This is a genomic window from Geobacillus zalihae NBRC 101842 (assembly GCF_001544135.1).
In the GTDB taxonomy this organism is placed as follows: domain Bacteria; phylum Bacillota; class Bacilli; order Bacillales; family Anoxybacillaceae; genus Geobacillus; species Geobacillus zalihae.
This window is the reverse complement of record NZ_BCPV01000013.1, coordinates 18,611-34,421: the sequence shown is the minus strand read 5'-3', so window position 1 is coordinate 34,421 and position 15,811 is coordinate 18,611. Positions and strand designations below refer to the sequence as shown.

Sequence of the window (15,811 nt, the reverse complement as noted above, 5' to 3'; positions counted from 1 at the left end):
AGGGGGCGCTTTTTGTAATCGTTTTGTAATCTACTTTTATTCTTTCTGTTACAGACGGATTGCTTTGATTTTACTATAATGGCACATGTGCAGGAATACTGTGGTGAATTTTGTAGAGTGATAGCGAATTTTGTATAAACATGGATACATAAAGATGGATACATCGACGTCATAGGGGGATGCAGCATGAAAAAAACGGTTGTATTGACAAGCACGTTGATCGGCTCGTTGTTGGCCGGCCACGCGGCATCGGCGGCGAGCTATACGGTGCAAAAAGGCGATACGCTTTGGAAGATTGCCCGGCAATCCGGCACGACGGTCGCAGCGTTAAAGCAAGAAAACGATTTGTCTTCGGATTTGATTTTTCCCGGACAAGTATTGCGCGTCAATGAGCCAAATGAATCGAACGAATCTTCTTCGAATACATATACGGTCGAGCCTGGTGATACGTTAAGCGGAATCGCCCGCAAGTTTGGCACGACTGTGGATGCGCTGCTCAAGCTCAATCCAAGCATTGCGAACCCAGACTTCATTCGCGCCGGGCAGAAGCTGCAAGTAGCAGGGGGACAGGAACGTTCCAATACATACAATGTGCAGCCGGCAGCCGTGCCGACAAGCGGCCGGTATATCGTGCAGGCGGGGGATACGCTGCTTGGGATTGCGAACAAGTTTCAAACGACGGTCGACCGTCTATTGGCACTGAATCCACAAATTACAAACCCGAACATTATTCGCATTGGCCAAGCCATTAAAGTGGCGGGCGGAACGGCTGATGTCCGGGAGGCCAAGCAGCAGGTGTCGGCCGCCAACTCGGCTGCCGCTGAGTCCTCCGCATCGCTTGCCGACCGAATCATCGATATTGCGGAAAAATATTTAGGGGCGCGCTATTTGTACGGAGCAAGCCCGTCGCGCACCGATGTGTTTGACTGCTCATCGTTTACGATGCGCGTTTTTGGCGAAGCCGGCATTTCGCTGCCGCGTACCTCGGCCGCGCAGGCGCAAGCCGGGCGGGCGGTGTCGTTTGGCCAGTTGCAAAAAGGCGATCTCGTCTTTTTTGATACCGATTCGAACGGCACAATCAACCACGTCGGCATTTATGCTGGCAACGGGCAAATGATCAACGCCACCGTTTCGCTCGGTGTCACGTATTCGTCGCTCACGTCCTCATATTGGAAAACGCGGTTTGTAAAAGCGGTCCGGGTGCTTAACTAACGGGATGCGTATGGACGTCGGCTTAAACATAACCGAATGCGGCGGAAGGCTGCTCGCATAAAGCACATTTGTGGCTTTGGCGGGCAGCCTTTTTTTATGCATCCCGTGCAAAGATGTTGCTTCAGCTGCTGATCGTCACAACCAAGGGAATCATAAGGCCTGTCAATCATTTCGTACATCCTATAATAAGAAAAGGTGTCCCGTTGCTTGAGGGACACCTTTGGTCATTATTGGATGGGTTTTTTCGCTTTTCGCGTCACTTCCTCCTGAAATGAACGGATAAGGGACAGAACGATCAAAATCATGATGATCGCAAACGGGAATGCAGCGATGATCGAAGCGGTTTGCAACGCTTGCAGACCGCCAGTCCACAGCAAGATCGTCGCAGCTGCCGATTGAATGATGCCCCAGACGAACTTGACCGAATTTGGCGGGTTTAAACTGCCGTTAGTGGTTTGCATGCCGAGCACAAACGTTGCTGAGTCTGCCGATGTGACGAAAAATGTGCAAATGAGCAAAATGGCAATTCCCGAGAGCAATGGAGCGAATGGGAAATGTTCGAATGTAAAAAACAGAGCTGTTTCTACTCCTTTTTCATTCATTACCTCGCCAATGCCGGCATGTTGGAACTGCTCCAAATAAAGAGCTGAGCCGCCAAACACGGAAAACCAAAGGGCGCTGAAAATCGTTGGAACCACCAAGACACCGATCATAAATTCACGGATCGTGCGCCCACGGGAAATGCGAGCAATAAACGTCCCCACAAACGGCGCCCATGCGATCCACCACGCCCAATAAAAAATGGTCCACACTTTCGGCCAATCATTTTGCTCGAACGGGTTGAGCCGGAAACTCATCGAGGGAAGATTTTGTAAGTACGTCCCGATCGTCGACGTGAACACATCCATAATAAAATTCGTTGGACCGGCAAACAGCATGAACAACATAAGCAACAATGCGAGCGCAATATTGATGTTGCTCAGCCATTTTATGCCTTTGTTTAGGCCGGTTTGCGCCGAGAGCATAAACAGAGCCGTGACAACCACAATGATGAGCAGTTGTGTTGAAATAGAGTTTGAAATATTTGGGAACAACTGATGCAATCCCCCACTGATTTGAATGGCTCCCAGCCCTAGCGAGGTGGCGACGCCAAAAATGGTTGCGTATACGGCTAGCGTATCAATGGCTACACCGAGACCGCCTTCTGTCCGCGCTCCTAGCAACGGGCGCAGCGTGCGGCTGATGACCCCGGCTTCTCGCTTGCGAAACTGGAAGTAAGCGAGCGCCAAGGCAAGGACGCCGTAGATCGCCCATGGATGCAGCCCCCAATGGAAAAACGAGTAGCGCATGGCCAGACGGGCCGCTTCCGCCGTTGCCTCTTCTCCTGTTGGCGGCGTGTAATAGTGGGACACCGGTTCGGCCACTCCCCAAAACACTAACCCGATTCCCATTCCGGCGCTAAACAGCATGGCAAACCACGTCATATAGCTGTATTCCGGTTCTTCCCCGTCGCGGCCGAGGCGGATATTTCCGTAACGGGAAAAAATAAGAAACAAAGAAAACGCCAAAAACAACGAAGCGCTGAGCAAATAAAACCAGCCGAATTTATCGATTAGAAACGTGTGCACCGCACCGCTGACCGCGTTTAAATGATAGCGCGGCAGAGAGGACTCCGGAATGGTTCCCCAAATAATGAACATAATGGCGATCACAATGGAAATAGAAAAGACGCTTGTTGTTTTTTTCATCTCATTCCTCCTTATTTGTACAATAATCTCATGAGGATCGTGTTAGCGGTTTTGGGGCTTTGCACTTTTAGGGTAACAAAATTCGACAATGAATACAAACGATCCAAATTTTTGACGCATATCATTTTGTGCCATGATTTTTTATCGTGTAAAATAAAATACTTGTAGTTTACCAAAAAAGGAGGTTATTTGTATGAGCAGCCGCCTGTCGGTCATGGTCAGCATCGTGCTGGCGATGCTCGTCGCGTCCATGGATACGACCATCATGAACACGACAATGCCGATCATCGCCGAAGAGCTTGGGGAATTTTCCCTGTATGCGTGGACGTTTGCATCGTACATGATTGCGACGACTGTCCTGTCGCCGATTGCCGGTCGTCTGTCGGACTTATTCGGCCGCAAAAAAGTATTCAGCTTTGGCATTATTTTATTTCTAATCGGCTCGCTTTTTTGCGGGTTGTCGCAAAACATGGTGCAGCTCGTTTTGTTCCGCGCCTTGCAAGGGGTGGGGGCCGGATTTATGATGCCGTTTCCGGCGATTATCGCCGGCGATTTGTTCCCCGTGGAAAAGCGCGGAAAAATCCAAGCGTTTTTTACGGCCATGTGGGGACTTTCTGCCGTGTTGGCGCCGCTTTTAGGTTCGCTGTTTGTCGAGTATGCGACATGGCGCTGGGTTTTTTATGTCAACATTCCGATTTGCTTGCTCTCGCTTTTGACGCTGCTTCCGTATAAAGAAGTGTATGAACCGAAGCGGGCGGCGGTTGATTATATGGGCGCGGCGCTGTTTGCGGCGGCGATCAGCTTGCTTTTGCTCGTCACGGTCGTTGAACAGGGGCGATGGTGGTACGGTGCGGCCGGAGCGTTGTTGCTTGTCGTCTTTTATTATTTCGAAAAACGGCAGCCATCTCCGCTTGTGCCGCTGTCGCTTGTTCATCATCGGACGCTCAAATGGATGAACATTAATGGCTTTGTCAGCTGTGTCGCCTTGTTTGGGACGTCAAGCTACATCCCGCTCTTTTTGCAAAATGTCGCCCACTTGTCCGTGTTTGCCAGCGGCGTCGCCTTGCTCGGCTCCTCGGTCGGCTGGATGATCGCCGCCGTGCCGGCGGGGAAGTGGATTTTGCGCTATGGCTATCGTCCGCTTCTGATCATCGGCAACGTGCTGCTTGTCGCTTCCGGCCTTTTCCTCGCCTTGCTGAATGAAAGCCATGGGTTTTGGTACGTCTTTTTCATCATGTTTTTGCAAGGGCTGTCGTTCGGCTTGACGTCAACCGTGGGCGTTATCGGCTCGCAGCAGCTTGCTGATGCCCATGAAAAGGGGATTGCAACTGCCTTTTTTATGTTTTGCCGCAATATCGGCACGGCGATCGGCGTGACCGTCATGGGAGCGTTTTTGACGAAGGCGCCGACGTTTATGACCGGCATCCATCATTTGTTTTTATTCGGCCTCATTGGCAGCATCGCCGCGCTTGTCACCTCGCTTTTCATTCATGATGAAGCCGAAACCGGCCGAAACACGTGGCAGCCGGAAGGAACGGCGTAAGGCGGGGAAGCGGCATGGGGGCGGCCGGTTTGCTCTCCTTGCGAGTTTACGGTGAAAGAGGAGGCTCATTGAGAAAATCCAGTTGATTTTCTCAATGAAGCAGGCCTTTTCATCAAAGATGGCGAAAGAGCCAAAAAAATACTAAACATTGGCTGTTATCATCCGATAATGTAGATGGAACAACATACTGATTCACAGACGGAGGACTTGCCAATGAACATGAAAATGACCGTGCGCAAAAAACTGCTGGCTGGCTTCGGCCTCGTCTACGTGTTGATCGCGCTGCTAGTCGGGTTTTCTTATTACGAAATTTCGACTCTTGACCGTACATACACCGATGTGATCGACAAACGGGTGACGAAGCTTGTCAATGCCAAAGAGCTTGAAGTATTGATCCGCCGCGAGGTCGGCAGCATGCGCGGCTATTTGTTGACCGGCGATGAGACGTCAAGGAAAAACTTTGAAAAAGCGCATGGGGAGTACAAGAAAATAAGCGAAAAGCTTGCGGCGGAGCTGACGCGGGAAGAAACGAAACAGCTGCTTGCCGAGCTCGATTTGCTTGAACAGCAGTTTTACGAACTTGGGCAAAAAACGTTCGACTTAAAAGCGCAAAACAAACCGGAGCAGTACATCGCCCTTGTGACCACAACAGGGCGCGACTTAACAACCCAATTTGATGAAAAGGTGAATCAATTGGTCGCTCTCCAGCAGCGGGAAATGAAGGAAGCTAATGATGATGCGAGCGCATCGGCGGCTGCGGTCCAGCGGCTGATCATCATCGTCGGCTTGTTGACGGCGGCGGCTGGAGCGACCGTCAGCTATTACATCAGCCGCTCGCTTTCCCGCCCGCTGCTCGCCCTGTCAGAAGCGGCGAAGCGGATCGCCGCCGGCGATTTGACCGAGACGAAAACCGGCGTCCGCAACCGCGATGAAATCGGCGAGTTGGCCGCTTCGTTTGAACAAATGGCGAAAAACTTGCGCAGCGTGCTGCATGAAGTGGCGCAAAATGCGGAACAGGTGGCCGCTTCCTCGGAAGAGCTGGCAGCGAGCGCCGAGCAGACAAGCAAAGCGACGGAGCAGATCGCGAGTACGATTCAAGACGTTGCTTCCGGTGTGGACAAGCAAATGCAAAGCGTCGAGGAAACGTCAGCAGCCGTCGGCTCGATGTCTGAGCAAATCGGGCACGTTTCCGGACGGGCGCAAAACGTGGCCGCCATCGCCGCCGAAACATCGAAACAGGCGGCGGACGGCGGGAAAACGATCGAAGCGAGCGTCGCGCAAATGAACAAAGTGAACGCCACAGTCGAACGGTTGGCCGAAGTGATTAAAGGGCTCGGCCATCGCTCGGAGCAAATCGGCTCCATCATCGAAGCGATCCGCAATATTGCGGCGCAGACGAATTTGCTTGCGTTAAATGCCGCGATTGAGGCGGCGCGCGCCGGGGAGCACGGGCGCGGCTTTGCCGTCGTCGCCGATGAGGTGCGCAAACTCGCCGAGCAGTCGGCGGAATCGGCGCAGCAAATCGCCGAGCTGATCGCCGCTATTCAAGACGAAACGGCTCGTGCCGTCCAATCGATGGAGTCGGTCGTCCATGAGGTGGTGAGCGGAACGGGGGTCATTCGCGCTTCCGGGGAAACATTTGCCCGCATTCGCGCTGCCGTCGATGAAGTCGCTGTGCAAATTCGCGACGTATCGTCGGCGGTCAGCGAGATGGCCGCTTCTTCCGAGCAAATCGCCCGCTCTGTCCGGCTTGTCGCTGATGTGGCCGAATCGACGTCCGCCGGCGCCCAGGAAGTGTCGGCGGCGACCGAAGAACAGTTGGCGTCGATGGAGGAAATTTCGGCTTCGGCCGCGTCGTTGTCGAAAATGGCAGACGATTTGCAGTCGATTGTCAGCAAGTTTTCGTTGTGATGGCCATGGAGACGGCTGCTGCGGCAGCCGGCCCGTTTTGTGGCGGAAAAGGCGCCGATATAACACGATCATCACCATCCCAGCCTTAACAGCCCTCGGTATTGTTTATGCGCGGTCTCATTTGTGCGGAATAAACGACACGTTAAAAGAGTCAGCGCCAAGAAAAAGGGCGGAAAAGCAAAAGAGGCCTAGCGGACGGTGAAAGCCTTTTGCGGCGTTCACTTTTTTGGCGTTCGGCGCGGCAACGGAAAGAACGGCAATTTTTCGTGCTGTGATGTATAAAACGGCAGACAGATGGCGAAAACGTAGGAAAGAAATTGTTTCATGCGTTGCCGTTTTTATGTATAATGGTGGTTGATATGAGTTCAGCAATAGAAAGCAGTGGCGCACCATGGCAGAAAAAGTCGTTGTCATTGTCGGGCCGACGGCGGTCGGCAAAACGAGGCTCGGCATCGCCTTGGCGAAAAAGTTGGGCGGGGAGATCATCAGCGGCGATTCGATGCAAATTTACAAAGGAATGGACATCGGCACCGCGAAAGTAAAGCCGGATGAAATGGACGGGATTCCGCACCATTTGCTTGACATTAAAGAGCCGTGTGAACCGTTTTCCGTCGTTGAATTTCAGCGGCTTTGCCGCGCCCTCATCGCCGACATTTCCGCGCGCGGCCGGCTGCCGATCATCGTCGGCGGCACCGGGCTGTACATTCAGGCGGCCATTTACGACTACCAGTTTTCCGACGCTCCTTCCGACGAAGCGTACCGGCGGGCTCTTCGGCAGCTGGCGGCTGAACAAGGGGTCGAAGCGCTCCATCGGCAGCTTGAGGCGGTTGATCCGGAAAGTGCGGCGCGCATTCACCCGCGTAACGTCCGCCGCGTCATCCGCGCCTTGGAGGTGTATCACTCGACCGGAAAACCGTTCAGCGAATGGCAGCGAGGCCAACAAAAACAGCTGTTGTATGAAGCGGCCATCATTGGGCTGACGGCGGAGCGGAGCGTGCTTTACCGGCGGATCAACGAGCGGGTCGATCAAATGATTGCCGAAGGGTTGGTGGACGAGGCGAGAGCGCTTTACGACCGCGGCTTTCGCGATTGCCAGGCGGTGCAGGCGATTGGCTACAAAGAGCTGTACGATTATTTTGACGGCCGCGTTTCCCTTGATGAAGCGATCGAGCAGCTGAAACAAAATTCGCGCCGCTATGCGAAACGGCAGCTCACTTGGTTTCGCAACCAAATGCCGGTCGAATGGTTTGACATGACGGACGCCAAGATGTTCGCCGCTAGAGTGGAGGAAATTTTTCGCTACATAGCAGGAAAGCTTCGACTCGAAGCGAATATATAACCATATCTTTAGAGAGAAAAGAGGAGGACGTTCCATGAAAACGACGATCAACATTCAAGACCAGTTTTTAAACCAGCTGCGCAAAGAGGGCATTCAAGTGACCGTCTTCTTATTGAACGGCTTCCAGCTGCGCGGGTATATTAAAGGATTTGACAATTTTACCGTGCTTTTGGAAGTGCAAGGAAAACAACAGCTCATCTACAAACACGCCATTTCAACGTTTGCGCCGGAGCGGAACATCCAGTTTGAAACCGAGCACCAGTAATGCCGACGGTACATACACCGCCGAGAGAAGACGCCTTTCCTAATGGGGGGCGTCTTTTTCGATGCCCGTCGGTCTGCACCTTGTTCCCGTTCCGCTGTTCCGTTGATCTGAGCGGCTTTTTCAATTTGAATGCGTAAACGGCTGTTTTTTTGAATAAAAATATACAAACTTTTCCCGCTGCGACCGGCCGGTTGTTCGCTTGGGCGATTGTCACGGATCGGCGGCGGCGTACGTATACTAATAGCAAAAGCGCGAGGCGCCGGCAGCGAATGCGGAACGTGTGCGGATGGCAGAAAACGGGAAGCGAGGTGACGCCCTTTGTCGGAATTGACGATGAACAAGGCGAAAGGGCAAATTAATATTGTGCTCAATTCGAAAACGGTCAACCATTTAGTAAAAGACGAGCGGAACGATTGGCTCGACGGCGAAGAGCATCAGGCGCTTCGCAACATCCAGAAAGAACTTGACCAATTGATCGGGCTCGATCATGTCAAAAAAATTGTCAAGGAAATTTACGCCTGGCTGTACATTAACCGGATGCGCAAAGAAAACGGCTTAAAAGCGAACCGCCAGGCGCTCCATATGATTTTCAAAGGCAATCCCGGCACCGGCAAAACGACGGTGGCGCGCTTGCTCGGCAAGCTGTTTTTTGAGATGAACGTCCTGTCGAAAGGACACTTTATTGAGGCTGAGCGGGCCGATTTGGTGGGGGAATATATCGGGCATACGGCGAGCAAAACGCGCGATTTGATCAAAAAAGCGCGCGGCGGAATTTTGTTCATCGATGAAGCGTATTCGCTCGCCCGCGGGGGCGAAAAAGATTTCGGCAAAGAAGCGATTGACACGCTTGTCAAAGGGATGGAAGACTATTGCGACGACTTGGTTGTGATTTTGGCCGGCTATCCGAAAGAAATGGACTATTTTTTATCGTTGAACCCAGGGTTGCCGTCGCGCTTTCCGCTGACGATCGAGTTTCCGGACTATACCGTCGAAGAGCTCGTGCAAATCGCCAAACAAATGCTGCGCGAACGCGAGTATGAAATGACGCCGGAAGCGGAGCGGAAACTGTACATTCATCTCGAAGGGACGCTGGAAGCGACCGGCCGCCTCAAGTTCAGCAACGGCCGCTATGTGCGCAATTTGATCGAAAAAGCGATCCGCAAGCAGGCGGTCCGTCTTCTGCACGAAGGGCGCTATGACAAAAAAGAGCTGATGACGATCCGCGACCGCGATTTCGTCTTCCATGCGTAAAACGAAAGGGGTCTCCTTTTCGTTTTTTTTTGTGCCGTAAAAAGAGGAATGCCGGCCAAAAGAGCGAATACATAAACAACGGGGGCATATGCACTAAATTATTTGAATTGTCTGTCTATGGGATCCGCCCGCCCTCTGTCGAGACACGAAAAAGGGGGAGAAGGCGTTTGTACGTGACGATTGGAGAGATGTTTTCCCAAACAGTGCGAAAGTTTCCGGACCGGGAAGCGGTTGTCGAAGTGGCGACCGGGCGCCGCTATACGTACGCCGAATGGGAGCGGGAGGTCAACCGGTGGGCGAACGCGTTTTTGGAAGCGGGCGTCCGCAAAGGAGACCGCGTTTCGACGGTGCTGTACAATACGCTTGAGCTCGCGACCGCTTTGTTTGCCTGCGCCAAAATCGGCGCGGTGTTCAATCCGATCAACTTTCGGCTGAGGGCGGAAGAAATTGCCTATATTTTGATGGACGCCGAGCCGAAAATTGTGCTGTTTGAACGGGCGGTGGAACCGGAACTTGCCGCGATTCACAGCCGTTTCCCGCACGTGTCATTTTGGTCGATCGACCGCGATCCGCCGCCGTTTGCCAAAAACGCTCACGAGCAGGCCGCGCGGGCTGGAGAGGAAGCGCCGCGTGTTCATGTGGATGAGAGCGATCTTTATGCCATTATGTATACAAGCGGCACAACTGGGCGTCCAAAAGGAGTGATGCACCGTCACCGCGACATGATCGAGCAAAGCGTCATTTGCCATGGCGTCATGCGCATCCGCGAGACGGATCGCGGGCTGGCGGCAGCGCCGCTGTTCCATTGCGCCGAGCTGCATTGCTGCTTGCTGCCGCGCGTGCATGCCGGAGCGGCGAGCGTCATTTTGCACCATTTTGACGCCAAGCTCGTGCTTGAAACGATCGAACGGGAGCGGATTACGATCCTATTCGGAGCCCCAACGATGTGGAACATGATCTTGCAGGAGAATGTAAGCGGTTACGATTTATCTTCGCTTCGCCTCGGCCTATACGGCGCCGCTCCGATGGCTCCAGCCCTTGTCAGGCAATGCCAAGAGCGGCTCGGCATCGAGCTGATTCAAGCGTACGGCATGACGGAAATGGGGCCGGCGGTGACGTTTTTGTTGGAAGACGAGCAGCTGAAAAAAGCCGGTTCCGCTGGACGCGCCTGCCTGAACCATGAGATCCGCGTCGTCCGCGCGCGTGAAGACGGGCCGTCCGACCCAGACGATGTGCTGCCGCCATATGAAGTCGGTGAAATTGTGATGCGCGGGCCGTGCATGATGGCCGGCTACTACAAGCGCGAGGAAGCGACGGAAAAAGCGTTGTACAAAGGTTGGTATCATTCCGGTGACCTCGGCTACCTTGATGAAGACGGCTACTTGTATGTCGCCGACCGGGTCGATGACATGGTGATCAGCGGCGGGGAAAACGTCTATCCGCGCGAAGTCGAGGACGTGTTGTACGAGCATCCGAAAGTGCTTGATGTCGCTGTGCTCGGCGAGCCGGATGAGCTGTGGGGCGAAAAAGTCGTCGCCTTCGTCGTCAAAAAAGACGACCTCCTGACCGCCGATGAGCTCGAGCAGTTTTGCAAAACGAGCGACCGCCTTGCTCCGTACAAACGTCCGCGCGCCTACTATTTCATCGATGCTCTGCCCCGCAACGCGAGCGGGAAAATCCAAAAGTTTTTGCTGCGCGAACAGCTGAAAAAACAGGCGGCGGGCGGAACAGAGAAAAAGTGACCGAACAGAAGAGAGGGATGAACGGGTGACGGCTCGCTATTTGCGTGAGGAGCACCATATGTTCCGCGCGGCGTTTCGCAAGTTTTTGGAAAAAGAAGCGTACCCGCATTATAACGATTGGGAGAAGCGCGGCATCATTCCGCGTTCGTTTTGGGCGAAGATGGGCGAGAACGGCTTTCTTTGCCCCTGGGTCGATGAGAAGTATGGGGGTCTAAACGCCGATTTTGCCTATTCGGTTGTCATTAACGAAGAACTAGAAAAAGTTGGATCGAGCCTCGTCGGCATCGGCTTGCACAACGACATTGTCACGCCGTATATCGCATCGTACGGAACGGAGGAGCAAAAACAAAAATGGCTGCCAAAATGCGTCACCGGCGAGCTCATCACGGCGATCGCCATGACCGAGCCAGGCGCCGGTTCGGATTTGGCGAACATTTCAACGACGGCCATCAAAGACGGCGATTATTACATCGTCAACGGACAAAAAACGTTTATCACGAACGGCATTCATGCCGACTTGATCGTCGTCGCCTGCAAAACCGATCCGCAGGCAAAGCCGCCGCACCGCGGCATCAGCCTGCTTGTCGTGGAGCGGGATACGCCGGGGTTTACGCGCGGCCGGAAGCTTGAGAAAGTCGGGCTGCACGCCCAAGATACCGCTGAGCTGTTTTTCCAAGATGCGAAAGTGCCGGCGCATAACTTGCTCGGCGAAGAAGGAAAAGGTTTTTACTATTTGATGGAAAAGCTCCAGCAGGAGCGGCTCGTTGTCGCCATTGCCGCCCAAACGGCGGCGGAAGTGATGTTTTCCTTGACGAAGCAATATGTCAAACAGCGCACGGCGTTCGGCAAACGGGTGAGCGAGTTTCAGACCGTCCAGTTCCGCCTTGCCGAGATGGCGACGGAAATCACCCTTGGCCGCGCGTTTGTCGACCGTGTCATCGAGGAGCATATGGCAGGAAAACAGATCGTCACCGAAGTGTCGATGGCGAAATGGTGGATTACCGAGATGGCCAAACGCGTCGCCGCCGAGGCGATGCAGCTGCACGGCGGCTACGGCTATATGGAAGAATACGAGATTGCCCGGCGCTATCGCGACATTCCCGTAAGCGCCATCTACGCCGGGACGAACGAGATGATGAAAACGATCATCGCCCGGCAGCTAGATTTGTAGAGAGAGGGAAAGACATGCTTCATGGCATTGTAGTCGTTGATTTTTCCCATTACTTGCCCGGCCCGTTTGCCAGCTGGCGGCTCGCGCAGCTCGGAGCGGACGTCATCAAAATCGAGCCGCCGTCCGGCGACCGGCTGCGCCCGTTCGCCGAGGGCCGGTTGTTTGCCGCCTATAACGCCGGTAAACAAAGCATCGCTCTTGATTTAAAGACGGAGGCGGGGCGCGAGCAAGCCCGGCGGCTCGCCGCCCGCGCCGATGTGGTGATCGAAAGCTTCCGCCCCGGGGTGATGGCGCGGCTTGGGCTCGGCTACGACGACGTGCGCCGCGACAACGAACGGATCATTTACTGCTCGATCAGCGGCTTTGGCCAACAGAGCGGGCGCTCGCTGCTCGGAAGCCATGATTTAAACTACATGGCGCTCTCCGGCTTGTTGGCGCAGCTCGCCGATGAACGCGGCCGCCCGGTTCACCCGAAAGCGACGCTGGCCGATTTTATCGGCGGCATGGCGGCGGCCGAACGCATTTTGGCAGCGCTGTTTGCCCGTGAGAAAACAGGGGCCGGCGCGCATTTAGACGTCTCGCTTGTCGATGGTTTGGCGTCGATGATGGCCGGCCACTTTGCCATTGAACACGGCGGTGGGCCGAAGACCGGTCTTTCCGAGTTGTCTGGGGAGGTGGTGTGCTATCAGCTGTACGAGACAAAAGACGGCCGTTATATGAGTTTAGCGGCGCTCGAGCCGCACTTTTGGCGGCGGTTTTGCGAGGCGGTCGGCCATCCGGAATGGACGGAGGCGCAATGGGCGCCGGCGCGATCGGGGGAAGCCGTATATGACGAGCTCGCCGCCTTGTTCCGTGAAAAGACATTGGATGAGTGGAGCGCGTTCGCCGAAGCGGTCGACGTCTGCCTTGCCCCGGTGCTGGAGACGGGTGAGGCGAAGGCGCTGTTTGCTGACAGCCGGCTCCGCCATCTCGTTCGGCTGCAGCCGGGCGGCGTGTGGACGGCCGCACATGGGCCGGACGGCCAATGGGGCGGCGGGGAGCCGCCTAAAGTCAATGAACATGCGCATTTGGTAAAGGGGGAGGAATAACCGATGATGAAAACACCGTTAAACATTTCCATGATGCTTGAGCGGGCGGAGTTGTTTTTCCCAAAAAAGCAAGTCGTTTCGCGCATGAAAGGCGGCATCGTCCGCCATACATACAAGGAGATCGGCGAGCGGACGCGCAGGCTGTCAAGCGTGTTGAAGCGGATCGGGGTGGAAGTCGGCGACCGCGTTGGCACGTTCGCTTGGAATCATCACCGCCATTTGGAAGCGTATTTTGCCATTCCCGGCATCGGGGCGGTGCTCCATACGATCAACATCCGCCTTTCGCCGCAGCATATCGCTTACATCATCAACCACGCCGATGACCGTGTGCTGCTGATCGATGATGATTTGCTGCCGGCAATTGAAGCGATCAAGGACGAGATCCCGAACGTACGCGCTTTCATCGTCATGACCGATGCCGACGAGCTGCCGGAAACGAAGCTCTCGCCGGTGTACCATTACGAGAAACTGCTTGCCGAGGGCGATCCAACATTTCCGTTCTTGAAAGACCTCGATGAATACCAACCGGCTGGTATGTGTTATACGTCGGCGACAACGGGAAATCCGAAAGGGGTTGTGTATACGCACCGCAGCACCGTCTTGCACGCGATGGCGTTAGGGCTGGCTGATACGCAAGGGTTATGCGAGCGCGATGTCGTCATGCCGGTCGTACCGATGTTCCATGTCAACGCGTGGGGGCTGCCGTTTGCCGCTACTTGGTTCGGTTCGACGATCGTCATGCCGGGTCCGGCGTTTACGCCGAAAGTGCTTGCCGAGCTGATTGACGCCGAACGAGTGACGATCACCGCTGGCGTGCCGACGATTTGGCTCGGGCTGTTGCAAGAGTTGGAGAAAGGAAACTATGACGTCAGCAGCCTGACGCGCGTCATTTGCGGCGGTTCAGCCGCGCCGAAAGGGATCATCCGCGCGTTTGAAGAAAAATACGGCATTCCGTTCATTCACGCGTACGGCATGACCGAAACGAGCCCGCTTGTGCTTGTCTCACGCCTGAAAAGCTATCAAGACGGGCTGTCGTACGAGGAGAAACTTGATGTTCGCGCCAAGCAAGGGCTGCTTGCGCCGGGGCTTGAGATGAAAGTGATCGGCCAAAACGGGCCGGTTCGCTGGGACGGCCAGGAAATGGGCGAGCTTTGCTTGCGCGGTCCGTGGATTGCGGCCGAGTATTACAACGATGAGAGAACGAACGAAGCATTTCGCGATGGCTGGCTCCATACCGGCGATGTCGTCACCGTGGACGAAGAAGGGTTTGTGAAAATTGTCGACCGGACGAAGGATGTCATTAAAAGCGGCGGCGAATGGATTTCATCGGTTGATTTGGAGAATGCGCTTATGGCCCATGAGGCGGTGTTCGAAGCGGCGGTCGTCGCTGTGCCGCATCCGAAATGGCAAGAGCGCCCGATTGCCTGCGTCGTGCTGAAAGAAGGCAAAAGCGTGACAAAAGAAGAGCTGTACGACTTTTTGCGCCCGCAATTTACAAAATGGTGGCTGCCGGATGACATTGTGTTTCTCGATGAAATTCCGAAAACGAGCGTCGGCAAGTTTTTGAAGCGGAAACTGCGCGATGAGATGGCAGCGCGCTATGCCGATGCGGCGAAGGAGTAAAGGAGGCGGACACCGTGGCAGACACCATTGCGGTCATCGGCGCCGGGGTGATGGGAAGCGGCATCGCGCAAACGGCGGCGATGGCGGGAAAAACGGTGTATTTATATGACGTGTCCGAAGCGGCCTTGCAAAATGGGCTCGCTTCGGCGGAAAAAAGCTTGCGCCGCTTTGTCAAAACCGGCGGGCTGTCCGAGTCGGAGGCAGCGGCGGCGCTCGGGCGCATCCGCTCGACCGTCGATTTGGCCGAAGCGGTGCGCGGGGCGGATGTCGTCATCGAAGCCGTGCCGGAAAACTTGGCGCTGAAAAAAGACGTGTTTCAGCAGCTTGATCAACTGGCGAAGCCGGACGCCATTTTAGCGACCAACACATCCGAGCTGAGCGTCACGGCGCTTGCCGCCGCGACGAAGCGGCCGGAAAACGTCATCGGCATGCATTGGTTCAATCCGGCGCCAGTGATGAAGTTGATCGAAATTGTGAAAGGTGAGACGACTTCTGACGACACAGTCGACGCCATCCGTCGGCTGTCTGTGGAGCTTGGCAAAGAAACGGTCGTCGTGAAAGACCGGCAAGGATTTGTGACGACAAGAGCGATCGCCGCTCATATGATCGAGTGCATCCGCATGTACGAAGAGGGAGTAGCCTCTGTGGAAGACATCGATAAAGCGGTGCGCCTTGGGCTCAATTACCCGATGGGTCCCTTTGAGCTCGCCGACATGGTCGGGCTTGATACGCTCCTGTTTGTGAGTGAAAACATGACGGAAGCATACGGCGACCGGTTCCGGGCGCCGCAGCTTTTGCGCAAGCTCGTTGAAGCCGGGCATTTAGGGCGGAAAACAGGGAAAGGGTTCTATACGTATGCAAAATGAACAAGCGCCTCTCACGGAGAGGTGGACAGAAACGGGCTCGTTTGGCGGCGCC

At 54.7% G+C, this 15,811-nt stretch carries 12 protein-coding genes; 11 read left to right on the top strand and 1 reads right to left on the bottom strand.

The genetic code is table 11. The annotated features are described in order from the left end of the window. Nucleotides 1-186 precede the first annotated feature (186 nt). Nucleotides 187-1,212: a C40 family peptidase gene (locus tag GZ1_RS06165; protein WP_060788123.1), complete on the top strand. Its 1,026-nt coding sequence runs from the start codon at nucleotides 187-189 to the stop codon at nucleotides 1,210-1,212. Nucleotides 1,213-1,439: 227 nt separating this feature from the next. Here the strand turns inward: GZ1_RS06165 and GZ1_RS06160 are convergent, their stop codons facing one another. Beyond that, complete coding sequence (locus GZ1_RS06160) at nucleotides 1,440-2,960, bottom strand: glycine betaine uptake BCCT transporter (RefSeq protein ID WP_020756986.1); 1,521 nt, start codon at nucleotides 2,958-2,960, stop codon at nucleotides 1,440-1,442. A gap of 193 nt (nucleotides 2,961-3,153) precedes the next feature. On the opposite strand from GZ1_RS06160, the gene GZ1_RS06155 reads away from it, so the two are divergent. The 10 genes from GZ1_RS06155 to GZ1_RS06110 all read left to right on the top strand — a co-directional run bounded on the left by GZ1_RS06155 (nucleotide 3,154) and on the right by GZ1_RS06110 (nucleotide 15,759). Beyond that, complete coding sequence (locus tag GZ1_RS06155) at nucleotides 3,154-4,503, top strand: MDR family MFS transporter (protein WP_060788122.1); 1,350 nt, start codon at nucleotides 3,154-3,156, stop codon at nucleotides 4,501-4,503. A gap of 213 nt (nucleotides 4,504-4,716) precedes the next feature. Continuing rightward, on the top strand, nucleotides 4,717-6,414 hold the full coding sequence (locus tag GZ1_RS06150) for a methyl-accepting chemotaxis protein (protein WP_060788121.1): 1,698 nt from the start codon (nucleotides 4,717-4,719) through the stop codon (nucleotides 6,412-6,414). A gap of 391 nt (nucleotides 6,415-6,805) precedes the next feature. Beyond that, complete coding sequence (miaA, locus tag GZ1_RS06145) at nucleotides 6,806-7,753, top strand: tRNA (adenosine(37)-N6)-dimethylallyltransferase MiaA (RefSeq protein WP_060788120.1); 948 nt, start codon at nucleotides 6,806-6,808, stop codon at nucleotides 7,751-7,753. 34 nt (nucleotides 7,754-7,787) lie between these two features. Next, nucleotides 7,788-8,018, top strand: coding sequence for an RNA chaperone Hfq (gene hfq / locus GZ1_RS06140; RefSeq protein WP_060788119.1), 231 nt, complete (start codon nucleotides 7,788-7,790; stop codon nucleotides 8,016-8,018). A gap of 318 nt (nucleotides 8,019-8,336) precedes the next feature. Continuing rightward, nucleotides 8,337-9,269 (top strand): stage V sporulation protein K, encoded by a 933-nt coding sequence (gene spoVK, locus GZ1_RS06135; RefSeq protein ID WP_060788118.1) that lies wholly within the window; start codon nucleotides 8,337-8,339, stop codon nucleotides 9,267-9,269. 167 nt (nucleotides 9,270-9,436) lie between these two features. Further along, on the top strand, nucleotides 9,437-11,011 hold the full coding sequence (locus GZ1_RS06130; RefSeq protein WP_033006255.1) for a fatty acid--CoA ligase: 1,575 nt from the start codon (nucleotides 9,437-9,439) through the stop codon (nucleotides 11,009-11,011). A gap of 25 nt (nucleotides 11,012-11,036) precedes the next feature. Further along, entirely contained in the window at nucleotides 11,037-12,182 is a 1,146-nt protein-coding gene (locus GZ1_RS06125; RefSeq protein WP_060788117.1) for an acyl-CoA dehydrogenase family protein, read from the top strand. 14 nt (nucleotides 12,183-12,196) lie between these two features. Further along, the gene (locus tag GZ1_RS06120) at nucleotides 12,197-13,270 is read left to right on the top strand and encodes a CaiB/BaiF CoA transferase family protein (RefSeq protein WP_060788116.1); all 1,074 of its coding nucleotides are present in this window, start codon (nucleotides 12,197-12,199) and stop codon (nucleotides 13,268-13,270) included. A 3-nt stretch (nucleotides 13,271-13,273) separates the two neighbouring features. Next, nucleotides 13,274-14,893 (top strand): long-chain fatty acid--CoA ligase, encoded by a 1,620-nt coding sequence (locus GZ1_RS06115; protein ID WP_060788115.1) that lies wholly within the window; start codon nucleotides 13,274-13,276, stop codon nucleotides 14,891-14,893. 14 nt (nucleotides 14,894-14,907) lie between these two features. After that, nucleotides 14,908-15,759 (top strand): 3-hydroxyacyl-CoA dehydrogenase family protein, encoded by an 852-nt coding sequence (locus GZ1_RS06110; protein ID WP_060788114.1) that lies wholly within the window; start codon nucleotides 14,908-14,910, stop codon nucleotides 15,757-15,759. Nucleotides 15,760-15,811 lie beyond the last annotated feature (52 nt).